This window comes from Ensifer sp. YR511, from assembly GCF_900103045.1.
Taxonomy (GTDB): Bacteria; Pseudomonadota; Alphaproteobacteria; order Rhizobiales; family Rhizobiaceae; genus Ensifer; species Ensifer adhaerens.
Genome location: NZ_FNGR01000005.1, coordinates 288,211 through 309,080, shown reverse-complemented (window position 1 = coordinate 309,080; position 20,870 = coordinate 288,211). Strand labels below are relative to the sequence as shown.

The following is a 20,870-nucleotide window of genomic DNA, read 5'->3' as shown; positions in this document are numbered from 1 at the left end:
ACAACTCGCCACTGGCCATTCGCCTAACCCTGCAGGCTTGGGTTCCGTTGGCGGGCTCCGGGGCTTTCCGGTCCTGGCTTAGCAGTGCACTGGACCTTCCGGCACGGTTTCCCAAACAACAGGCGACATTGTTCCTCTTGCGGAACTGTCGCCCCAACACGACATAGCATATAGTATGGTGCCACAGAGATGAAAGAGGCGGAGCGTGTCGCGTCGTGCTTTTTTCCCGTCTACCGGAGAAAATCATGCGTCGATCACTCAAAACCGCGAAAAATCAGTCGGATCGCGTCAAATGATGGATGACATCTACAACAGCCGAATTCTCGAATTCGCCGGCAACATTCCCCGTATCGGGACGCTCGGCGATGCCGATGCGGACGCGACGGCGCATTCCAAGCTGTGCGGCTCCAAGGTGCATATCTGGTTGAAGATGGATGGCGACGTCGTCACCGATTTTGCCCATGACGTCAAAGCCTGCGCGCTCGGCCAGGCGTCGTCCTCGATCATGGCGCGCCATGTCGTCGGCGCCGGGGCTGAGGAGATCCGCCAGGCGCGCGAAGACATGCTGGCTATGTTGAAGGCGGACGGTGAGGGGCCTTCGGGCCGTTTCGAGGACATGCGCTTCCTGCGTCCGGTGAAGGACTACAAGGCGCGCCACGCATCGACCATGCTAACCTTCGATGCGGTCGTCGATGCCATCGAGCAGATCGAGGCCAGGCGACTGCTCGCGGCCGTCTGAGATGTGCGGCGAACCGAATTGCCGGCACGCTGCACATGAAAAGGCAGCGCCAGCGGTCCGTGGCCGAAACTGGTCGGGCCCCTTTCGCAAGACCCCCGGGCGGCTCTTAGGCATGGCGCTGATCCGCGCCTATCAGCTCACGCTTTCGAGCTTTATCGGCAATTCGTGCCGACACCTGCCGACCTGTTCGGAATATGGCTACGAGGCGATTGCCCGCCATGGCTTCTGGGCCGGAGGCTGGATGACGCTGTTTCGCGTGGCGCGCTGCGGGCCGGGCGGAACGCATGGTTTCGATCCTGTGCCGGAGCGGCTTGAACCGCGCCTCGTATGGTACGCGCCGTGGCGCTTTTGGCGGCCGCGGCCGAAGATTGGATGACCGCCATGCCCATGCCGATGGAGTATCGTCAGGCTTCCTTAGACTTCGAGCGCTTCCTTCTCGATGCCCGCGACTTGGCCGGGCTGCAGACGACGAACCAGGCCTATACGATGGTCCAGGCGGTACTGCAGACGTTTCGGCGCCGGCTCGATATCGAGGATGCCATTCTGTTTGCCGACATCCTGCCGCCTGTCATCCGGGCGATCTTCGTTGCCGAGTGGGACCTTGAAGAGCCGCGGCTCCCGTTTTCGGGTCGCATCGCCATGACCCGCGAGGTACAGGCGCTGCGCCCGGATCACAATATTTCCCCGGACAGCGCCATTGCAGACGTCGCTGGCGCCTTGCGTCGCAACATCGACGAGGCGAAACTCGACCGGGTGCTCGCCCGGCTGCCGGCGGGCGCTGCGGATTTCTGGCGCGCCTGACAAGGGGAATGATGAACAGCTACGTCGCCTTGCTTTACAGCATCGTTCTCGGGCCCGGCCGCCGGGTCGTCATGGCTGACCTCAAGAAGATGGCCGAAGGGCTCGGCTATCAAGCGCCGCGGACGTTGGTCGCAACGGGCAATCTGGTGTTTCAGACCGGACAAACGTCCACTCGGGACCTCGAAATGCCGCTTGAGAAGGCCTTTGCCGAGACGTTTGGCCGGCACGTCGACATTCTTGTCCGGTCGGGCGCCGATTGGCAGACGCTTGCCGCAGCCAATCCCTTCCATGAGGAGGGCGAGGCGGACGCGGCGCAGGTTCATGTCCGGGTGATGCGCGAACCTTTGACGGAAGCGGCGCTCGAAGGGCTTCGGCGCTACTGCACCGCCGGCGAGCGACTGGCGATCGTCGATGGCGATCTCTGGGTGCATTTCCCGGGCAAGGCGAGCGAATCGAAGCTGCTCGGCGCCATGACCACCAAGCGGCTGGGCATCGGGACGTTCCGCAACTGGAACACCGTGAAGGGGCTTTGCGAGATGCTGCGCAGCTAGCCTCCGCCGCAGCCTTTGCCTTTACTCACTTTCGAAAACCCTTTATCAGGCTACGGCGTGTTTCCGCGGGTCGTCCTCCGGCTCGGGGAAAAACACGCAGCAATCCAAAGCACTACAGCGATCTCTGCGCGTCTGACGGATGCGACGCTGTATTGTCAATTCACCGGCCCTGCCGGTCAACCATACCACCCGCATTCGTTGGCGGGACTGGATAGGAGATCAATATGTCGAATCCTGTTTCCCTTACATTTCCTGATGGCTCGGTGCGCGAATATCCCTTCGGCACGACCGGCCGCGACGTGGCAGAATCGATTTCGAAGTCGCTCGCCAAGAAGGCGGTTGCGATCGCGCTCGACGACGAGCTGCGCGATCTGTCCGATCCGGTGACCAATGGTCGCCTCGAAATCGTCGTTCGTGACGACAAGCGCTCGCTCGAACTGATCCGCCACGATGCCGCGCACGTGATGGCGGAGGCCGTTCAGGAACTGTGGCCGGGAACGCAGGTGACCATCGGCCCGGTCATCGACAACGGCTTCTATTACGACTTTGCCCGCAACGAGCCCTTCACGCCCGACGACCTGCCGCTCATTGAAAAGCGGATGAAGGAGATCATCGCCCGCAACAAGCCTTTCACCAAGGAAGTCTGGTCGCGCGATAAGGCCCGCCAGGTTTTTGCCGACAAGGGCGAGGCCTACAAGGTCGAACTCGTCGACGCGATCCCCGAAGGGCAGGATCTCAAGATCTACTATCAGGGCGACTGGTTCGATCTTTGCCGCGGCCCGCACATGGCCTCGACCGGCCAGATCGGCACCGCCTTCAAGCTGATGAAGGTGGCCGGCGCCTATTGGCGCGGCGACAGCAACAACGCGATGCTGACCCGCATTTACGGCACCGCCTGGCACACCCAGGAAGAGCTCGACCAGTACCTGCACGTGCTCGCTGAAGCCGAAAAGCGCGACCACCGTCGCCTCGGCCGCGAAATGGACCTGTTCCATTTCCAGGAAGAAGGCCCGGGCGTCGTCTTCTGGCATGGCAAGGGCTGGCGCATGTTCCAGACGCTGGTTGCCTATATGCGTCGCCGGCTCGCCAACACCTATCAGGAAGTCAACGCGCCGCAGGTGCTCGACAAGTCGCTCTGGGAAACCTCGGGTCACTGGGGCTGGTACCGGGACAACATGTTCAAGGTGACCGTTGCCGGTGACGAGACCGACGACGAGCGCATCTTTGCGCTGAAGCCGATGAACTGCCCGGGCCATATCCAGATCTTTAAGCATGGCCTGAAGTCCTATCGCGAACTGCCGGTGCGCCTCGCCGAGTTCGGCAACGTTCATCGCTACGAGCCGTCGGGCGCCCTGCACGGGCTGATGCGCGTGCGCGGCTTCACCCAGGACGACGCGCATGTCTTCTGCACTGACGAGCAGATGGCGGAAGAATGCCTGCGCATCAACGACCTCATCCTCTCGGTCTACGAGGACTTCGGCTTCAAGGAAGTCGTGGTCAAGCTCTCCACCCGTCCGGACAAGCGCGTCGGTTCCGACGAGCTCTGGGATCGCGCCGAAAGCGTGATGACGGACGTCTTGAAGACGATCGAGGCGCAGTCGGAAGGCCGAATCAAGACCGGCATTCTGCCGGGCGAGGGCGCCTTCTACGGTCCGAAGTTCGAGTACACCCTGAAGGACGCGATCGGTCGCGAATGGCAGTGCGGCACGACCCAGGTCGACTTCAACCTGCCGGAGCGTTTCGGTGCCTTCTACATCGACAAGGAATCCGAAAAGCGCCAGCCGGTGATGATCCACCGCGCGATCTGCGGCTCGATGGAACGCTTCCTCGGCATCCTGATCGAGAACTTCGCCGGCCACATGCCGCTCTGGGTTTCGCCGCTGCAGGTCGTCGTCGCGACGATCACTTCGGAAGCCGACGACTACGGTCGCGAGGTTGCCGAACTCCTGCGTGATGCAGGGCTGACTGTAGAGACCGACTTCCGCAACGAGAAGATCAACTACAAGGTCCGCGAACATTCGGTCACGAAGGTTCCGGTCATAGTGGTCTGCGGCAAGCGCGAAGCCGAAGAGCGCTCGGTCAACATCCGCCGTCTGGGCTCGCAGGCCCAGACCGCCATGTCGCTCGACGAGGCGATTGCATCGCTTGCGCTCGAAGCCATGGCGCCGGATCTCAAGCGCAAGGCAGAAAAGAAAGCTCGGGGTTGAGACCCCGAGCACTTGCTTTGTCAGCAAACTGTCATATTAGCGGAATATCCGGATAAGATCGTATCCATCGGAGATTTCCGTGCAGTTCAAAGAGCTGTCCTACGCCAATGAGAACGACCGGCGCCTGAAGCGCTGGTTCATTCGCTCCATGGAAGGCCTGTCGGGCCGCAACCGCTATGCCAAGCTTTATACGCGCTGGCGGTCCGACATCGTCGGCAAGAGCGAGCGCGTCTTCGGGGAGATGTTGCAGCTCATCGATGTGACGCTGCAGACAAAAGGCGAGTGGCCGCCGCGGAACCTGCCCGATACGCCGATCGTCATCATCGCCAATCATCCTTTCGGCATCGGCGACGGCATCGCCGTGCTGGCGCTTGCCGAACAGCTCGGCCGTCCCTTCCGCGTCCTCATCAACAACGAACTGCTGAAGGTGCCGGAAATGGCGCCTTACTCGCTGCCGGTATCGTTCGAAGAGACGAAGGAGGCGCTAGCGGTCAACATGGCGACGCGCCATGAGGCGCTGCGACTGCTCAAGGAAGGCGTGACCATCGTCATCTTCCCGGCCGGCGGCGTGGCGACCGCGCCGAAGGGTTTCGGCCGGGCCGAGGACCTGCCGTGGAAGATCTTTCCGGCAAAGCTCATTCAGGCGGCGCGGGCGAGCGTGATCCCGATCTACTTCGAAGGACAGAACGGGCCGTTCTTCCATCTGGCGAGCAAGATTTCACTGACGCTGAGACTGTCGCTCTTGATCCGCGAATTCCGGCGTCTGTCGGGAACGACGATCGCGGCGCGCATCGGCGGCGTTCTCACGCCCGAGGATCTCGGTGCCTGTGGTGATCGCAAGGACCTTTTGGCGCGCATCTATGAAGCGGTCTTTTCCATGGCGCCGCCGCGTCGGCGGTTCATGCGACGGGCAGGCTGACGTCAGGTCAACTGCGTTCCGTCACGTCGAAGCTCAGTCCTGTGCTTCCGACACGACGCTCGCATTGGTGTTCGCATTGTTGCCGCCGCTGCTGAGCAGTACTTCCACGTCCATGTTGACGCCGGCCTTCACGGTGAAGTCGCGCTCGTAGATCTTGTCCTTGTAGCGCGCCACGGCGGAATAGCTGCCTTCGAGCAGAACCTGCGTCGGGAAGGCGCCGTTGGCTTCGCTCACCGTATCGCCGGCGGAGGTGAGGATCGTCCAGGCGGTGTTGGCGATCGCTTCGCCGCCCGGTTCCGAAACCAGCTTGAGCGTGAGCTTGGCGGCGCGGTGCTGCATGGTTGCTTCGGTCAGCTTGCCGGCTTCGACCTGGATGTCTGCCGCGGTCGAGGCGTTGGTCGTGCCGCCATAGCTGGAGGTCACGTGATAGGTCCCGGCGCCCAGCCGGACCACCGTGTTCGGCTTGACGTCCTCGACGATGAGCGCCCGTTCGCCGTCGCTCTTGGTGTCGGCGGAATAGACGTCGAAGCTGAGTTCGGCCGGTGGGATGCGCACGTCGCTGCCGGAGACGGCATTGAGCTTCATGCCGCCGGCATCGAGCACCAGCACCTGCTTGTCGAGCGCGCCTTGCTCCGGCACGCGGACCTTGCGCGTGGCCGAGGCGCGTCCAAAGGAGACATTGACGAAATACTCGCCCGGTACCAGATTGAACGCTGTCGAGCCGCCTTCCGACGTTGCGAGAAGCGGCAGCTTGCCGTCGCTTCCGGGGATCGGGCTGAACACACGCCAAGTGAGCCCGGCCTCGACCGGTCCGCCTTTTTCGGTCAGCAGCGCCTCGAGCTTGATATCCTTCAGGGTGCCGTCCGCCAGCGGATCCGATGTCATCGGGCTGAAGCCCGTCAGCTTCGGCATCTTGCGCGGGCCGGCGATCGAGGGGAAACTTTCAAACGCCTGGGTCGCATCCTCTGCGAACACATTTCCCGTAGCGGTGCCGGCGACAAGGATCGCAAGACCGGTCTGAAGGAAAATACGAGAGAGTGCACGCATGAGAACAGTTGACTTCCTGACTGAGTGACTCCACTTGGGACGCCGGTATGGCATTTTCGTGGCTGCCTGTGGGGCGGCAAATTAGTGGAATTCATCTGACATGAAAACCGAAATTAAGCTCGTCGACTACCTGACGTCCCGTCGCTCCATCCCCGCTTTCCAGATGGGAGGTCCCGGTCCCGGCAAGGCCGAGGTCGAGGAAATGCTGAAGCTTGCTTCGCGCGTGCCGGACCACGGCAAACTCGCGCCCTGGCGCTTCATCGTCTATCGCGGCGAGGAGAGGGTTCGCATCAGCGCCAAGCTGAAGGCAATGGCGCTTGAGCTGAAGCCGGATCTGTCGGAAGAGATGATCAAGGTGGAGGAAACCCGCCTGTCGCGTGCGCCTGTGGTCGTCGCCGTCGTCAGCACCGCCGCGCCGCATTTCAAGATCCCGGAATGGGAACAGGTCATGTCCGCTGGTGCCGTCTGCCTCAACCTGCTGATGGCCGCCAACGCCCTCGGTTACGCATCCAACTGGCTGACTGAGTGGTATGCTTTCGACGAGCGCGCCTATCCGCTGCTGGGCGTGAAGCCGGGCGAGAAAATTGCCGGCTTCATCCATATCGGTACCGCCATGGTGCCACCGACGGAGCGGCCGCGGCCGGAGCTGGCCGAGATCGTCACCTGGGTTGGCGAGGAAGCCTGATGTTTTACGATACGACCTCGAACAGTCACGGCCTGCCGCATGATCCTTTCAAGGCGATTGTTTCGCCGCGGCCGATCGGTTGGATTGGCACGCGGTCGGCCGAGGGCGCGCTGAACCTCGCGCCCTATTCCTTCTTCAATGCCATCAGCGACCGGCCGAAGCTCGTGATGTTCTCATCGAGCGGCTATAAGGATTCGGTTCGCAACATCGAGGCAACCGGCGAGTTCACGGCGAGCTTCGCCAGCCGTGACCTGGCGGCCGCCATCAACAAGACGTCGATCCCGGCGCCGCATGGCGAGAGCGAATTCGAGATCGCCGGATTGACGCCGGTCGACGGCGCGCTGGTTGGGGCGCCGTTCGTCGGTGAAGCCTATGCCGCGCTCGAATGCCGGATGACCGAGATGTTCCAGCCCAAGGATCTGGATGGTGCATTGTCCGACAACTACGTCGTCATCGGCCAGGTCGTCGGCATCCACATTCGCGAAGACGCGATCCGCGATGGCCGTTTCGACATGGCGACGGTCAAGCCGCTCGCCCGCCTCGGCTACATGGACTATTGCGACGGCGGCGACGTCTTCCAGATGACCCGCCCGACGCGCTGACGGTTACCGCGCCGGCTCGGCGTCATAGGCTGCCGGCGATGACTGCTTGCTCGGGCGAGCGGCAGACGACCGAAGCGAATCCGTCGTTCCTGCTTTGTGAAAGCGCCCAGCGTGTGGCTGCCGCATCGGCGGTGGGCGGCAGCACCTCATAGGCGCGGATGCCGGCCTCATGGGCCCTTAGCACCACATTGGCGCGACCCGCGAGCACGGGCGCGGCCACGCCCTGATGCGCGGCACTCGCCGGCTCCTTGCAGCCGACTGCCTTTGCCAGCGCCGAGCCGTTGAAGATCAATCCTTCTAGTCGCTGCGAGCACCCCGCCAGTGTGTGCGGCGACAGCAGGCCTTCGGGTGCTGCGCCGTATTCGGCGTAAATCCGGGTGCGATTGGCTGGAAGGCCAATCCTTGCTTCGGCAACCCGCAGCATCACGTCGAGCTTCTGTATGTCCGCGCGGCCGCGGCATCCGGTAAGCACGACGCCATCGATGCCGCTATCAAGCAGCCAGTGTACGTCGTCTTCATGGAGCAGCCCGACCGGTTCCACACAGGCGAGCAGCGCGAGATCGCGTCCTTCCATCCGGGCGAGGCCAAGACGCGTTTCGTGGCCGAGGCCGGCAGTCAGGATCAGCCCAGCCAATGTGTTGAGAACGCTCACGTCCAGGCTAAGCGCGTCGTCGTCCGCAAACAGCAGCGGCCTTATGGTTTGGAGGCGGTTAACAGACATGGTGAACCAATCTTAAACCTTTGCTCGCTAGGCTTAGAACATCGGTGGCATTGGCGTGGTCTAGTGGGGCGTAGGTGATCATACAAGCATTTCTTCGCTGGGTGGAAACGGCGAGAACAGGCGAACGCATTCGCGCCGCCAGCGCGCTCGGCCGCGCCTATGTCGAGGCGCAACTGAATGGCCTCGATCGTCGCGCCGCCGAGATGGCGATGACCTTCCTGCTGGACGATCCGTCGCCCAAAGTTCGCCTTGCCTTGGCCGAAGTCCTTTGCGGTTGCTCTTCCGTGCCGCGCGCCATCATTCTTGGTCTTGCCGGGGACCAGCCTGAAATTGCCTATCTCGTCGTTTCGCATTCTCCCGTCCTGACCGACGACGACCTGGTCGACCTCGCGGCTCGGGGAACGCTGGAGACCCGCGCGCTGATCGCGGCGCGCAGTTTCGTTTCGCGCGGGGTCGCCGCTGCGATCGCCGAAATCGGCGACGAAGACGAAATGCTGATCCTGCTCGAAAACCCCGGCGCTCGTCTGTCGCGCCGTTCGCTGAAGCGCATTGCCGAGCGTCTTGGCCATTCGGCTTCGGTTCGTGACCTGCTTCTTGCGCGCAACGACCTGCCGAGTGCCGCCCGCCACGCGCTTGTCGAAGAAGTCGGTGCAGCACTTGCCGCCTTCGGCCTCGTACAGGTGACGATTGGAGAAGGTCGCGTGCAGCGGGTCACCCGCGAAGCCTGCGATATCGCCGCCGTCGGCATGGTTGGAACGACGGCCGTCGAGGAGCTGCCGGACCTCGTCACGCATCTGCGCGAGACCGGCCGCCTGACGCCCGCCTTCCTGCTGCATGCGCTCGTGACCGGCCGTGCAGAGTTTTTCTCGGCCGCAATCGTCGACCTCTCCGGCGTCAGCGAAAAACGCGTGCGTTCCATCCTGTCCGGTGGGCGCGTCCACTCGATCCGTGCCCTGTTCGAAAGCGCCGGGCTCGGCCGCGACGTCAGCGAGACGTTTGCGACAGCGGTCCTCCTGTGGCGTCAGGACGGGCCGGGTTCAATCGGCGGCCACGCGACGGTCTCGGCAGAACTGCTCGTGCGCCTGCGACGTGGACGGGCAACATCGCCGACCGACGCAGCGATGATCGATCTGCTCGAGCGCCTGGCATTCGCCGAGGAACGCCAGTCGGCCCGTGACTACGCGGAACTTGCCGCACGCCAGGCCGCCTGATCGCGACCCGCTTTAGCGAGGAATGGACCCATGAACGCGAGGACCGCGACCGTTGCCGTGACCGGAATCGGCGGTTTTGTCGGACGGCACGTCGCGCTCGCCTTGCTGCGCGAAGGTTATCCTGTGCACGGCACGGTTCGCGCGCTCGGGCGCGCCGAGGAGATCGAGCGATCCATTCGCGCGGCCGGTGGTACGGATGCCGCGCGCCTGACGTTTGGAGAGGCGGATCTCCTGAAGGAGCGGGGCTGGGCTGAGGCCTTTGCCGAGGTTTCCTACGTCGTCCACACCGCCTCGCCATTTCCGGCTCGCTTGCCTGCCAATGAAGATGACCTGATCGGGCCGGCCCGTGACGGCACGCTGCGTGTGCTCAGGGCAGCCCATGCGGCCGGTGCCAAACGCGTCGTGCTCACGTCGTCGGTCGCCGCGGTCATCTACGGGGCAGGGCGCGCGCCGTTTACGGAGGACGATTGGACCGATCCGCAGTCATCGCTTGCGACACCCTACTACCGCTCCAAGACCTTCGCCGAACGCGCGGCCTGGGACTATGCGGCTGACAGCGGCCTGGAGCTTGTGGTCATCAATCCCGGAATGGTCCTCGGGCCGGTTCTTGGCCATGAGATCGGCACATCCGTCGCCGTGGTGCGCAGCCTGCTCAAGGGGAACTATCCCGCCTTGCCGAAGTTCGCCGTGCCGGTTGTCGACGTCCGCGACGTGGCGGATGCGCATGTGCAGGCCTTAAGCGTCGCCGCAGCGGCAGGCGAGCGTTTCCTGATTGCGGGAGAGGCGCTTTCCCTTGCGGATATCACGGCCATCCTCCGGCGCAGGTTCCCTGAACATGCGGGCAGGCTTCCGAGGTTCGTGCTGCCCAATTGGCTGGCAGGGCTTGCCGCCCCCTTCGATGCGGGCCTGCGCCTCATCGTGCGCGAACTCGGGCATGACCCCCGCATTTCCAACGAAAAGGCGCGCCGTGTTCTCGGGTGGCAGCCGCGCTCTGCCGAAGAGGCCGTCGTGGCCTCGGCGAACAGCCTGATTTCGGCCGGCCTCGTCTGAGGCGTGCTTGGCGCGTCAGTCGGTAAAGCGGCGCGCGACCCAGGAATAGCCATCTTCGACATAGCGCACCGGCTTCGTGACGATGGTCTTCAGCTTCTCCCGATCGGGGATGGCGCCCGACAGGAAAGCCAGCGTGCGTTTCGGCAATCCTTGCTCGGGTTCCGGCTCCGCTGCCGGAACGGGCAGCGCCTGGTTCTGCTGGGCGCCCGGTGGCGGCGCGGGGATTTCGGCGACGCTGGGCGCCGAGCTCTCGCATACCGCAACGACGACCGGATAGTTCGCATTGGAAAACTTCGGCAGTTGCGCGTTCGAAGCCGTGTCGCACTGCGCGATCGATGGCCAACTGCCGTTGACCGTCGAGATGTACTGGCATTGGCTGACGTCGTGGTCGCAGCCGAGAATGGTCATGACTATCAGCGCCGCTTGCATCGCATTCCCATCGTCTTTGCAGGTTGTGGTGGATCAACCTATGCCTGCATGATTCTCCTCGAAATAGGGCGATGCTGCCGGCAGCGCGGAACAAATTGTTTCAGCCTGTTAGGCGGATTGATGGGGAGGCATACGAGCCTGCGCCATTTGACGTATTGGTCCGGGCGTAGGCCGGCGGTAGTTTGGCGCAAAACCATGCCTGAATGAAAAGGACGACCGATTGCCTGCCGTAATCATAGCCCAGGAGACGCCGCGCCAAGCTGAAGTTCTGCGTCTCCTGGAACTCTCTGACGCCTACGCCGCCTCGCTCTACCCCGCCGAGAGCAATCACATGGTCGATCTGTCGAACCTGGAAAAGCCGGAGGTATCGTTCTTCGTCGCACGGCGTGGCGGCGATACCATCGGCTGCTGCGCCCTGGTTGATGCCGGTGACGGGACTGCGGAAATCAAGCGCATGTTCGTCGATCCCGAGGCGAGGGGGCTGAGGGTCGGTAAGTTGTTGCTGCAGGCGCTGGAGGTGCGCGCGGCGCAACTCGGACTGGTGGCAATCCGCCTCGAAACAGGCATCTATCAGCCCGAAGCGATAGGCCTTTACAAGGCGGCCGGCTACGTCGAGCGCCCGCCGTTCGGGGGGTATCAGCCGGATCCGCTGAGCCTCTTCATGGAGAAGCCCGTTCACGTTGCGTAAGCTCGAGCGGCCTTCAAACCCTGAATACAGAAACGGCGGCCTGTGAGCCGCCGTTTCTGTATGGATTATTGTGATCCTGCTTGCCGGCAGAAAGCCGGCTCAGATGTCCAGGTTGTCCGCAAAGACAGCGCGCTCCTGGATGAAGCGGAAGCGGGCATCCGCCTTCGTGCCCATCAGGTTGTCGACCGCTTCGCGCGTGCCCTCGAAATCGACATCGTCGATCTCGACCTTGAGCAGCGTGCGGAACTTCGGATCCATTGTCGTTTCCTTGAGCTGCGCCGGCAGCATCTCACCGAGACCTTTGAAGCGGCCGATCTCGACCTTGCCGCGACCGGCAAACTCGGTGCGCATCAGCTCCTCGCGGTGCGCGTCGTCGCGGGCATAGAGCGTCCTTGCGCCCTGGCTGATGCGATAGAGCGGCGGCACGGCGAGATAGAGGTGACCGCCGCGGATCAGTTCGGGCATCTCCTGGTAGAAGAAGGTGATCAGCAGCGAGGCGATATGCGCGCCGTCGACGTCGGCGTCGGTCATGACGACGATGCGCTCGTAGCGCAGATCCTCTTCCCGGTACTTGCTGCGGGTGCCGCAGCCAAGCGCCTGGATGAGGTCGGCAATCTGCTGGTTGGCGCCGAGCTTTTCTCGACCAGCGCTCGCCACGTTGAGGATCTTGCCGCGCAAGGGCAGGATCGCCTGGTTGGCGCGGTTGCGCGCCTGCTTCGCCGAGCCGCCCGCCGAGTCCCCTTCGACGATGAAGAGTTCGGCGCCTTCAGCGGTGTTCTGCGAGCAGTCGGCAAGCTTGCCGGGCAGGCGCAGCTTGCGCACGGCCGTCTTGCGGTTGACTTCCTTTTCCTTGCGCCGGCGCACGCGCTCCTCGGCGCGCTCGACCACCCAGTCGAGCAGCTTGTCGGCCTCGGCCGGATTGTCGGTAAGGTAGTGGTCGAAGGGGTCACGCAGCGCATTTTCGACGATGCGTTGTGCTTCGACTGTCGCTAGCTTGTCCTTGGTCTGGCCGACGAATTCCGGTTCGCGGATGAACACGGACAGCATGCCGGCGGCCGAGATCATCACGTCATCCGTGGTGATGAGCGCTGCACGCTTGTTCTGCTTCAGCTCGGCATAGTTCTTCAGTCCCTTGGTCAGCGCGATGCGGAAGCCCGCCTCGTGCGTACCGCCCTCAGGCGTCGGAATGGTGTTGCAGTAGGAATGAACCTGCTGGTCGCCGCCATACCAGGTGACCGCCCATTCGAGCGAACCGTGACCGTTGGCCTTCTCCGATTTGCCGGCAAAGATCTCGCGGGTAACGGTGAATTCCTTGCCGAGCGTCGCCGCCAGATAGTCCTTCAGGCCGCCAGGGAAGTGAAAGACGGCCTTGTCCGGGATCTCCGAACCTTCCTGCAGCAATGACGGATCGCAGGACCAGCGGATCTCGACGCCACCGAAGAGATAGGCTTTCGAGCGCGCCATGCGGAAAAGCCGGCCGGGCTCGAAATGCGCGTGCGGTCCGAAAATATCCGGGTCCGGATGGAAGCGGACGCGCGTGCCGCGGCGATTGTGCACGTCGCCGAGTTCCTCGAGCCCGCCCTGCGGAATGCCTCGGGAGAAGCGCTGGCGATAGAGCTTGCGATTGCGGGCGACCTCGACTTCGAGCGCGTCGGAGAGTGCGTTGACGACGGAAACGCCGACGCCGTGCAAACCGCCCGAGGTCTCGTAGGCCTTGCCATCGAACTTGCCGCCGGCATGGAGCACCGTCATGACGACTTCGAGCGTCGACTTGCCGGGGAATTTCGGATGGTTTTCGACCGGGATGCCGCGGCCGTTGTCGGTGACTGTCAGGAACCCGTCCGCGTCGAGATGGACCTCGATGAAGTTCGCATGGCCGGCGACCGCTTCGTCCATCGAGTTGTCGATGACTTCGGCAAAGAGATGGTGCAGCGCCTTCTCGTCGGTGCCGCCGATATACATGCCCGGACGACGACGGACCGGCTCAAGGCCCTCGAGCACCTCGATCGCCGACGCATCGTAATCGCTGCCATCGCTGCCTTTCGGGGCAGGGCGCGGCTCTTCGCGCGCGATGGGGGCTGCAGCCACGGCCGGCTTGGCGCTCGGCTGTACGGCCTTCGGTTGCTCGGGCATTGAGAAGAGGTCGCTGTTGTCGTCCATGGGGCCGTTCGGATCGTTCCTGTCGTTCGGGAATGCCAGAGGCCATAGCAAGCCCCAGGCTCTGCCGCCATCCCCCGGCGGTCGAATCACCTGAATTCTGCCAGACTCTCACAGGATACGCGAACAAAAGGAGAATTTCTGGCGCCGGCCGCCGATGATTTTTCGCACGAACGGCCGTGTTTCGGGCCAAGTGTTGCTTTGCGGTGCGGCCAATGGCAAGGCTTGCGGCGAAAGAGGGAGCCCGTCATTTGGCCGTGTCCACAGTTGTTTTTCCGTTTCGTGCCTGCCTGTTCGCCCTAGCCTTGGCAATTGCCGCCTCGCCGGCAGAGGCGCAGACGCTCAAGCCCTACAAGGACGATCTGTTCTCCTATGCCAAGGTGCTCGACCAGGAGGATGGTGGTGACGACCTGACGGTCGACTACCAGGAACTGCGGGATATCAACGAACGCGACGAAATCCCGGAACGCCGGGTGAAGCGCGCCTATGTGTCGCTTGGCGTGAAGAACGAGCAGGTCAATGAAACGCTCGATATCGGTGGCCGCGCGCTCGACGTGACCCGTGTCGGCCCCGATCGCGGCGCCAGCTTCTCGGTCATCTTCATCCATGGCCGCGGCGGCGACCGTCGGCTCGGTGCCAACGACTTTTCCTTCGGTGGAAACTTCAACCGGCTGAAGAACCTCGCCGTCGCCAATGGCGGCGTCTATTACGCCCCGAGCGTCCGCTCCTTCGATACGGCAGGTGCCGCCGATATCGCCGGCCTGGTTCGATACGCGTCCGAACGTTCCGGAGGCCGTCCGGTCGTGCTCGCCTGCGCCTCGATGGGAAGCTTCATCTGCTGGGGTGTCTCGCGCGACGCCTCCGCCGTCGCAGCACTCTCCGGCATGATGGTCATGGGCGGCGTCAGTGATCCCGATTTTTCGAAGAGCGCTGCCTTCAAAGCGAAACTGCCGATCTTTTTCAGCCATGGCAGCCGCGACAGCGTTTACCCGGCCGAAAGCCAGAAGGCGCTTTACACCGCGCTCAAGTCGAAAGGCTATCCGACGCGCTTCGTGCTGTTTGAGACCGGATCGCATGGAACGCCTGTTCGCATGACCGATTGGAGCGATGCCCTGAACTGGATCGGCAGCCGCTAAGGCCACTCCTTCCTACTCGGCATTTGTTAACCAGCACGGCAATTTCCAGGCAGCGCTTCTTCCCGCGTTTCCACTCTGGAAAGTTGAAGGCGCCATGATGCCGGCAACTATGGCTGGGATGGACTTCATGGACGCGCGCACCGAGACACGGCACATACCGCTGTGTGTGGATCTGGACGGCACTTTGCTGGCCGCCGACACGCTGTGGGAAGGTGCTGCGATCATTCTGTTGCGCAATCCGCTCATGCTGTTTCCGATGCTGGTCTGGCTGGCAAAAGGTAAGGCACGGCTGAAGCACGAAGTGGCCCTTAGATCCGGCCGCCGTGCGGAAGACTGGCCTTATCGGCAGGCCGTCATCGACCGGCTCATGGAGGAAAAGAAGAGCGGGCGCGAACTCGTGCTCGTGACCGGCGCAGCACCGTCCGTTGCAAACGACATTGCCGCCCATGTCGGCATGTTCTCCTCGGTCATGCATTCGACCGACGCGCTCAACCTGACGAGCAGCAACAAGCGCCGGGCGCTGGTAGAGCGGTACGGCGACGGCGCCTTCGACTACATGGGCAACAGCCGTGACGATATCGCCGTCTTTGAGGTGGCACGCCGCGCGATCGTGGTCTCGCCCGATGCGGCCGCGGAAAAATGGCGTCGCAACCATGATGCCGAACGGCTCGATACCGGCAAGGTCAGCGCGCTTGCGCCGCTGAAGTCGATCCGCGTGCATCAATGGGCGAAAAACGTGCTCATCGGCGTGCCGATGATCCTCAACCACGAGGTGCTGCATTTCGATGCGATCGTCAGCGTCATCATCGCCTTCTTTGCCTTCAGCTTCCTCGCATCCGCCGTCTACGTCATCAACGATCTCTCGGACCTTGCCAACGATCGCCGCCATGCGAAGAAACGTTACCGGCCGCTCGCGAGCGGCCAGATGTCCGTGCCGACAGCGCTGGTGCTTGCAGGCTGCCTCATCATCGCGTCCGTGGCGCTGACCCTTCTGTTGCCCTGGAAGTTTGCCGGGGTGCTCGCCTTCTACGCCTGCGCGACGACGGCCTATACCTTCGTGCTGAAGCGCAAGCTGCTCGTCGACGTGTTCACGCTCGCCGGCCTCTACACCACACGCATCGTCGCTGGTGCGGCCGCGACCGGCACGGAACTGTCCTTCTGGCTGGTGTCCTTTGCGATCTTCTTCTTCCTGAGCCTCGCGCTGGTGAAGCGTTACGTCGAGCTGCACGAATTCGAGGACAAGGACGGTGGCAACGTGCCGGGGCGTGGCTATCTCGCTGTCGACTTCGAGATGGTCGGCCAGGCCGGCGTTGCCTCCGCCTTCACCTCGGCCCTGGTTCTGGCGCTCTACGTGCACAGCAAGGAACTGCAGGAGATGTACACCACGCCCTGGGCGTTGTGGCCACTCTGCCCGCTGGTGCTCTATATGTTGCTGCGCATCTGGATGCTTGCACGCCGCGGCATGCTGCATGAGGATCCGGTCGTCTTCATCATGCGCGACTGGCGCAGCCAACTGACCATGCTGATCGGCGCGCTGCTGATCCTATTTGGAGCCATCGGGCCGCAATGACCCTGCAAGACCATGAAAGCTGGGGCCGCATCGACAATCGCGTGCGGCCTGGAATTTCGCCTGACGACTATGAAGACCGGCTCGGCAGCCTTGAGTCCGAAGGCTATCTGCCTTTCGGCAACGGACGCAGCTACGGCGACAGCTGCCACAACGATCGCGGTATGCTGATCGAAAGCAACCTTCACGGCCGGATACTCGCCTTCGATCCCGGCACCGGGATGATGACCTGCGAAGCGGGGGTGACGCTGCGCCAGGTGCTGGAACGGGCGATCGAGCATCGCTTCTTCCTGCCGGTGACGCCTGGCACGGCCTTTGTCACCGTCGGCGGCGCGGTCGCCAACGACGTGCACGGCAAGAACCATCACGCGCGCGGCACCTTCGGCAATCACGTGACGCGTTTCACGCTGCTGCGCTCGACCGGCGAACGGCTGACCTGCTCGCCGGTCGAAAACCCGGAACTCTACGCCGCGACCATCGGCGGCATGGGGCTGACCGGACTGATCCTCACCGTCGATATCCAGTTGATGAAGGTGCCGTCGCCGCATGTGCAGCAGCACTCGATCCGTTTCGAGAACTTGGACCAATACTTTGCCCTCGTCGACGGCGTCGATGCCGAGCATGAATACTCCGTCGCCTGGATCGACCAGCTCGCAAAGGGATCTCGAATGGGCAGGGGGGTGCTGCTCGCCGGTGATCATGCCGATGGTTCCTGCGAACTGCCCGACATCCCCAAGGGATTGAAGCTGTCCGTGCCGTTTTCGCCGCCGTTCAACCTGCTCAACCGGGCAACGCTCAAAGGCTTCAACGAGTATTACTTCCGCAAGGTGAAGCCGGGCGAGACGGTGACGACCGTTCCCTGGACGTCTTATTTCTATCCGCTGGATGCGATCGGCGCCTGGAACCGGCTCTATGGCCCGCGCGGGCTCTACCAGCATCAGAGCGTCTATCCCGCTGAAAACGCACCGGAGATCACGGCCAAGCTCATGGAAACCGCCCGCCAGGCCGGCCATGCGTCGTTTCTGACGATCCTGAAGCGTTTCGCCGACATCGGCTCCCGGGGCATCCTGTCCTTCCCGCGTCCCGGTTTTACTTTGACGCTGGACTTCGCCAATCAAGGTGAACGGACAGTAAAGCTGCTCGATGCGCTCGATCGCATCGTAATCGAGGCCGGCGGTGCGATCAATCCGTACAAGGATGCCCGCATGAGCCCACAAGTCTTTGAAAAATCTTTTCCTTTCTGGAGAAAGATCGAAACGTTGCGCGACCCTGCGATGGTTTCGAACTTCTGGAAACGCACGGCTCTGGCTTTGCCAGAATGAGAATGCAGACAATTTTATTCAATTAAATGCGCAAACTTCACGGAATATCCGTCTCTTGCCCGTAAGTAGATTTTCGGGACTGGGAGTAAAACTATGAAATATATTCCATTCATTCTCTTTACCGTGCTCACCAACGCCGCCGCTCAGCTGATGCTGAAGCAGGGCATGATGACGCTTGGACCGATTTCGATGACTGCCGAAACCGCGATCGTCCGGCTGTTTCAGATCGTCTTCAACCCATGGGTCTTTGCCGGTCTTGCGACCTTCGTCATCTCGATGGCGTCGCATCTTTATGTGCTGTCGAAGGTCGAGCTTTCCTTTGCCTATCCGTTCCTGAGCCTCGCTTACGTTCTCGTTGCGGTCTTCGCCTATTTCGTCTTTCGCGAAGACCTCAATGCCTGGCGTATCGCCGGCATCGCGCTGATCTGCGCCGGAACCATTCTTATCGCCCAGTCGGGCATCTCATACAGCGCCGACGAGAAATCGGCTGATGCCGCCGGGGTGAGCACCGCAGAATTCGGGAGCAAGTCATGAAACACATCATCTTTGGTGGCGACGGCTTCGTTGGCCGTCATTTGGCGGAACGCCTCGTCAAGGAAGGCGAGGACGTCGTTGTCGCCGATATCGTCAAGTCCGACCTGCCGCACTACGGCCGCGTCCGCTTCGTCCATTGCGACGTCACCGATCTGGAAGCCGTCCAAAAGGTCGGCATCGGCGCCGACGACATGATCTACAACATGGCGGCGAAGATGCTGTCACCGTTGCAGGTCCGCGCCAAGCGCTGGGAGTTCTTCTGGCCCGTCAATTATTACGGTGCCGAAAACATCATGAAGGCGATGGATGCCGCTGGCGCATCACGCCTGGTGCAGTTCACCACCGACATGATCTATGGCCACACCGTCCAGTCGCCGCAAACCGAGACCCATCCAGCAAAGCCGCTCGGCGAATATGGCAAGTCGAAATGGGCAACCGAGCAGCTGGCCATGCAGTGGCGCAAGCAGGGCATGAACATTTCGATCTTCCGCCCGCGCCTGATCATCGGTCCCGGCCGTCTCGGCATCCTCGAGAAATTGTTCAAGCTGATCGACCTGAACCTGCCGGTGCCGATGATCGGCTCGGGCAAGGTGCCCTACCAGTTCATCTCGGTCTTCGATTGCGCCGAAGCTGCGCGCCTTGCCTGGAAGGGCGGCGTGCCGAACGAAGCCTACAACCTCGGCTCCGACAATCCGCCGTCCGTGCGCGACCTGCTCGGCAACCTGATCAAGCATGCCGGCTCGAAGTCGTTCCTGCTGCCGACGCCGGCCTTTGCGGTCAAGCAGACGCTGGCTTTCTTCGACCTGATCAACAAGCCGATCATGGACCCGGAACAGTACCTGATCGCCGACGAAATGTGCGTGCGCGAAACCGGCAAGCTGAAGCGCGAGCTCGGCTGGCGCGCGGAGTTCAACGATGGCGACATGTTGATCGCCGCCTATGACGAATATCGGGCCAAGAAGATGGGCGCCGCAGTTCCTGCAGCTGTCGCCGTGCCGGCCGAATGAGGGGAAAGATCATGCTGGACAGACCGAATCGTATCGCCGTTGCCGCGCCGTCGCTCGACGGCGGCGTTGCCAGGCCCGATCTCATCACCGTCGAACAGGCCAAGGCCATGTCGATCGGCGACATCACCTCCGCGTTCAAGGAACACCTGAACCCGGGCCAGCTCCACTTCATGAAGCTGCTCGGCTTCCACAAGGTGAAGATCGAGAGCGCCGAGGGCATGTTCTACACCGACCAGAACGGCCGCCAGATCCTCGATTTCTTCGGCGGATTCGGCTCGCTCGCCTTCGGCCACAACCATCCGCGCATTCTGGAAGCCCGACAGAAATTCCAGGACGAAAAGCGCCACGAGATCGCGATCGCCTTCATGTCGCAATATGCAGCGGCGCTGGCGAAGAACATCGTGGCCTGCTCGCCGGGTGATCTCGACATGGTGTTCCTCGGCTCTTCCGGTTCGGAGGCCATGGAGGCTGCCGTCAAGCTTGCCGAACGTGCCGCCGGCCCGAAGCGGCCGAAGGTCGTCTATGCGGAGAATTCCTTCCACGGCAAGACCAAGGGCGTGCTCGCCATCACCGATGGCCAGCTTTACCGCGCCGACTTCAAGATCACGGACAACACAGTGCGCGTGCCCTTTGCCGATATCGACGCGGTGGAGAATGCCTTCAAGTCCGACCCGGAAATCGGCGTCATCGTGCTCGAAACCATCCAGGGCGGCGGCGGCATCATCCAGGCACCGGCGGAGTACTGGCAGAAGCTGCGTGCGCTCTGCGACAAATACGGCGTGCTCTGGGTCGCCGACGAAGTGCAGTGCGGCTATGGCCGCTCCGGCCGCTTCTATGCCTTCGAGAATTACGGCGTCGTGCCTGACGTGACGGCGCTCGCCAAGTCGCTGGGCGCCGGCAAGGCCGCCGTCGGCGCGATGATTGCCCGCCGTGAGGTCTACATGAAGGCTTACGGCACGCCGAAGACCGCCATGATCCATGCGATGGCCACGTTCGGCGGCATGGGCGAGGCCTGCGTCACGGCGATTGAAGGCATCAATGTGCTTTACGACGAGCACCTGATCGACCGCGCCGCCGACAGCGGCGACTATCTGCTCGAGCGTCTGCAGGCGCTGAAAGAGAAGTATCCGAAGATCATCAAGGACGTCCGCGGCAAGGGCTTGATGGTCGGCCTGGAATTCCAGGACTTCAGCCAGACGCTGCCGATGGTGATGCGTCCTGTTGTCTCGATGCTCGACGACAAGCTCAAAGGCTCGCTCTCCGGCTTCATCGGCGCGCTGCTCTTGCGTGACTACGACGTGCTGGTGGCCTTCACCGAATACAATCGCAACGTCATCCGGCTCGAACCGCCGCTGATCTGCGAGCGCGCCCATGTCGACCAGTTCATCGCCGCCCTCGACGACCTGCTCGGCCGCGGCATCGTGCGGATCGTCAAGGATTTCGTCGGCAGCCAGATCGGTTGATCGAGAAGCCTATCGACTTGCAAAGGGCAGGGGC

21 protein-coding genes are annotated in these 20,870 nt (G+C 62.5%); 17 read left to right on the top strand and 4 right to left on the bottom strand.

The window, feature by feature from the left end:
* The first annotated feature begins 292 nt into the window (after positions 1 to 292).
* The 6 genes from BLU15_RS12915 to BLU15_RS12890 all read left to right on the top strand — a co-directional run bounded on the left by BLU15_RS12915 (position 293) and on the right by BLU15_RS12890 (position 5,217).
* Positions 293 to 739 (top strand): iron-sulfur cluster assembly scaffold protein, encoded by a 447-nt coding sequence (locus BLU15_RS12915; protein WP_034795955.1) that lies wholly within the window; start codon positions 293 to 295, stop codon positions 737 to 739.
* A gap of 1 nt (position 740) precedes the next feature.
* Positions 741 to 1,115, top strand: a complete 375-nt coding sequence (gene yidD / locus BLU15_RS12910) for a membrane protein insertion efficiency factor YidD (RefSeq protein ID WP_089044573.1) — start codon at positions 741 to 743, stop codon at positions 1,113 to 1,115.
* Entirely contained in the window at positions 1,112 to 1,540 is a 429-nt protein-coding gene (locus tag BLU15_RS12905; RefSeq protein ID WP_060516848.1) for a DUF2267 domain-containing protein, read from the top strand. Before yidD ends, BLU15_RS12905 begins: the two co-directional genes overlap by 4 nt.
* An 11-nt stretch (positions 1,541 to 1,551) precedes the next feature.
* The gene (locus tag BLU15_RS12900) at positions 1,552 to 2,091 is read left to right on the top strand and encodes a DUF1697 domain-containing protein (protein ID WP_090295809.1); all 540 of its coding nucleotides are present in this window, start codon (positions 1,552 to 1,554) and stop codon (positions 2,089 to 2,091) included.
* Between the two features lie 224 nt (positions 2,092 to 2,315).
* On the top strand, positions 2,316 to 4,298 hold the full coding sequence (gene thrS / locus BLU15_RS12895; protein WP_060582497.1) for a threonine--tRNA ligase: 1,983 nt from the start codon (positions 2,316 to 2,318) through the stop codon (positions 4,296 to 4,298).
* A 79-nt stretch (positions 4,299 to 4,377) separates the two neighbouring features.
* The gene (locus tag BLU15_RS12890; protein WP_060516850.1) at positions 4,378 to 5,217 is read left to right on the top strand and encodes a lysophospholipid acyltransferase family protein; all 840 of its coding nucleotides are present in this window, start codon (positions 4,378 to 4,380) and stop codon (positions 5,215 to 5,217) included.
* A gap of 33 nt (positions 5,218 to 5,250) precedes the next feature.
* On the opposite strand, the gene BLU15_RS12885 is transcribed toward BLU15_RS12890, so the two are convergent.
* Positions 5,251 to 6,264 (bottom strand): hypothetical protein, encoded by a 1,014-nt coding sequence (locus tag BLU15_RS12885; RefSeq protein ID WP_060516851.1) that lies wholly within the window; start codon positions 6,262 to 6,264, stop codon positions 5,251 to 5,253.
* A 100-nt stretch (positions 6,265 to 6,364) separates the two neighbouring features.
* On the opposite strand from BLU15_RS12885, the gene BLU15_RS12880 reads away from it, so the two are divergent.
* Entirely contained in the window at positions 6,365 to 6,949 is a 585-nt protein-coding gene (locus BLU15_RS12880; RefSeq protein ID WP_034795936.1) for a nitroreductase family protein, read from the top strand.
* The gene (locus BLU15_RS12875; protein WP_034795932.1) at positions 6,949 to 7,551 is read left to right on the top strand and encodes a flavin reductase family protein; all 603 of its coding nucleotides are present in this window, start codon (positions 6,949 to 6,951) and stop codon (positions 7,549 to 7,551) included. Before BLU15_RS12880 ends, BLU15_RS12875 begins: the two co-directional genes overlap by 1 nt.
* Before the next feature lie 22 nt (positions 7,552 to 7,573).
* On the opposite strand, the gene BLU15_RS12870 is transcribed toward BLU15_RS12875, so the two are convergent.
* On the bottom strand, positions 7,574 to 8,272 hold the full coding sequence (locus BLU15_RS12870; protein ID WP_090295761.1) for a hypothetical protein: 699 nt from the start codon (positions 8,270 to 8,272) through the stop codon (positions 7,574 to 7,576).
* Between the two features lie 74 nt (positions 8,273 to 8,346).
* On the opposite strand from BLU15_RS12870, the gene BLU15_RS12865 reads away from it, so the two are divergent.
* The gene (locus tag BLU15_RS12865) at positions 8,347 to 9,483 is read left to right on the top strand and encodes a DUF2336 domain-containing protein (protein ID WP_090295758.1); all 1,137 of its coding nucleotides are present in this window, start codon (positions 8,347 to 8,349) and stop codon (positions 9,481 to 9,483) included.
* A gap of 30 nt (positions 9,484 to 9,513) precedes the next feature.
* Complete coding sequence (locus tag BLU15_RS12860; RefSeq protein WP_090295755.1) at positions 9,514 to 10,533, top strand: SDR family oxidoreductase; 1,020 nt, start codon at positions 9,514 to 9,516, stop codon at positions 10,531 to 10,533.
* Between the two features lie 15 nt (positions 10,534 to 10,548).
* Here BLU15_RS12860 and BLU15_RS12855 read toward each other — a convergent pair whose 3' ends face one another.
* Entirely contained in the window at positions 10,549 to 10,962 is a 414-nt protein-coding gene (locus BLU15_RS12855) for a hypothetical protein (RefSeq protein ID WP_034795922.1), read from the bottom strand.
* Positions 10,963 to 11,182: 220 nt separating this feature from the next.
* Here BLU15_RS12855 and BLU15_RS12850 point away from each other — a divergent pair, with 220 nt between their 5' ends.
* A complete protein-coding gene (locus BLU15_RS12850; RefSeq protein WP_090295753.1) occupies positions 11,183 to 11,650 on the top strand; it encodes a GNAT family N-acetyltransferase in 468 nt (155 codons plus the stop codon).
* A gap of 99 nt (positions 11,651 to 11,749) precedes the next feature.
* Here the strand turns inward: BLU15_RS12850 and parE are convergent, their stop codons facing one another.
* A complete protein-coding gene (gene parE, locus BLU15_RS12845) occupies positions 11,750 to 13,810 on the bottom strand; it encodes a DNA topoisomerase IV subunit B (RefSeq protein ID WP_034795915.1) in 2,061 nt (686 codons plus the stop codon).
* Positions 13,811 to 14,022: 212 nt separating this feature from the next.
* On the opposite strand from parE, the gene BLU15_RS12840 reads away from it, so the two are divergent.
* From BLU15_RS12840 to BLU15_RS12815, 6 genes are all read left to right on the top strand, one after another.
* Positions 14,023 to 14,943: an alpha/beta hydrolase gene (locus tag BLU15_RS12840; RefSeq protein WP_090295750.1), complete on the top strand. Its 921-nt coding sequence runs from the start codon at positions 14,023 to 14,025 to the stop codon at positions 14,941 to 14,943.
* Between the two features lie 127 nt (positions 14,944 to 15,070).
* On the top strand, positions 15,071 to 16,513 hold the full coding sequence (locus tag BLU15_RS12835; RefSeq protein WP_090295807.1) for a UbiA family prenyltransferase: 1,443 nt from the start codon (positions 15,071 to 15,073) through the stop codon (positions 16,511 to 16,513).
* Positions 16,510 to 17,832 carry an FAD-binding oxidoreductase gene (locus tag BLU15_RS12830; protein ID WP_090295747.1) on the top strand — a complete coding sequence of 441 codons (1,323 nt, stop codon included), beginning with the start codon at positions 16,510 to 16,512 and terminating at the stop codon, positions 17,830 to 17,832. The genes BLU15_RS12835 and BLU15_RS12830 overlap by 4 nt, the downstream gene beginning before the upstream one ends.
* A gap of 93 nt (positions 17,833 to 17,925) precedes the next feature.
* Positions 17,926 to 18,366: an EamA family transporter gene (locus BLU15_RS12825; RefSeq protein ID WP_090295744.1), complete on the top strand. Its 441-nt coding sequence runs from the start codon at positions 17,926 to 17,928 to the stop codon at positions 18,364 to 18,366.
* Positions 18,363 to 19,373, top strand: coding sequence for an NAD-dependent epimerase/dehydratase family protein (locus BLU15_RS12820; protein WP_090295740.1), 1,011 nt, complete (start codon positions 18,363 to 18,365; stop codon positions 19,371 to 19,373). The genes BLU15_RS12825 and BLU15_RS12820 overlap by 4 nt, the downstream gene beginning before the upstream one ends.
* A gap of 11 nt (positions 19,374 to 19,384) precedes the next feature.
* Complete coding sequence (locus BLU15_RS12815) at positions 19,385 to 20,836, top strand: aspartate aminotransferase family protein (protein ID WP_176960285.1); 1,452 nt, start codon at positions 19,385 to 19,387, stop codon at positions 20,834 to 20,836.
* The last annotated feature ends 34 nt before the right edge of the window (positions 20,837 to 20,870 follow it).

Bases quoted from the DNA above. Each gene is read 5' to 3' on its own strand.
- BLU15_RS12915 (WP_034795955.1), top strand. From the start codon at position 293: ATGATGGATGACATCTACAACAGCCGAATTCTCGAATTCGCCGGCAAC.
- yidD (WP_089044573.1), top strand. From the start codon at position 741: ATGTGCGGCGAACCGAATTGCCGGCACGCTGCACATGAAAAGGCAGCG.
- BLU15_RS12905 (WP_060516848.1), top strand. From the start codon at position 1,112: ATGACCGCCATGCCCATGCCGATGGAGTATCGTCAGGCTTCCTTAGAC.
- BLU15_RS12900 (WP_090295809.1), top strand. From the start codon at position 1,552: ATGAACAGCTACGTCGCCTTGCTTTACAGCATCGTTCTCGGGCCCGGC.
- thrS (WP_060582497.1), top strand. From the start codon at position 2,316: ATGTCGAATCCTGTTTCCCTTACATTTCCTGATGGCTCGGTGCGCGAA.
- BLU15_RS12885 (WP_060516851.1), bottom strand. From the start codon at position 6,264: ATGCGTGCACTCTCTCGTATTTTCCTTCAGACCGGTCTTGCGATCCTT.
- BLU15_RS12880 (WP_034795936.1), top strand. From the start codon at position 6,365: ATGAAAACCGAAATTAAGCTCGTCGACTACCTGACGTCCCGTCGCTCC.
- BLU15_RS12875 (WP_034795932.1), top strand. From the start codon at position 6,949: ATGTTTTACGATACGACCTCGAACAGTCACGGCCTGCCGCATGATCCT.
- BLU15_RS12870 (WP_090295761.1), bottom strand. From the start codon at position 8,272: ATGTCTGTTAACCGCCTCCAAACCATAAGGCCGCTGCTGTTTGCGGAC.
- BLU15_RS12860 (WP_090295755.1), top strand. From the start codon at position 9,514: ATGAACGCGAGGACCGCGACCGTTGCCGTGACCGGAATCGGCGGTTTT.
- BLU15_RS12855 (WP_034795922.1), bottom strand. From the start codon at position 10,962: ATGCAAGCGGCGCTGATAGTCATGACCATTCTCGGCTGCGACCACGAC.
- parE (WP_034795915.1), bottom strand. From the start codon at position 13,810: ATGGACGACAACAGCGACCTCTTCTCAATGCCCGAGCAACCGAAGGCC.
- BLU15_RS12840 (WP_090295750.1), top strand. From the start codon at position 14,023: ATGGCAAGGCTTGCGGCGAAAGAGGGAGCCCGTCATTTGGCCGTGTCC.
- BLU15_RS12835 (WP_090295807.1), top strand. From the start codon at position 15,071: ATGGACGCGCGCACCGAGACACGGCACATACCGCTGTGTGTGGATCTG.
- BLU15_RS12830 (WP_090295747.1), top strand. From the start codon at position 16,510: ATGACCCTGCAAGACCATGAAAGCTGGGGCCGCATCGACAATCGCGTG.
- BLU15_RS12825 (WP_090295744.1), top strand. From the start codon at position 17,926: ATGAAATATATTCCATTCATTCTCTTTACCGTGCTCACCAACGCCGCC.
- BLU15_RS12820 (WP_090295740.1), top strand. From the start codon at position 18,363: ATGAAACACATCATCTTTGGTGGCGACGGCTTCGTTGGCCGTCATTTG.
- BLU15_RS12815 (WP_176960285.1), top strand. From the start codon at position 19,385: ATGCTGGACAGACCGAATCGTATCGCCGTTGCCGCGCCGTCGCTCGAC.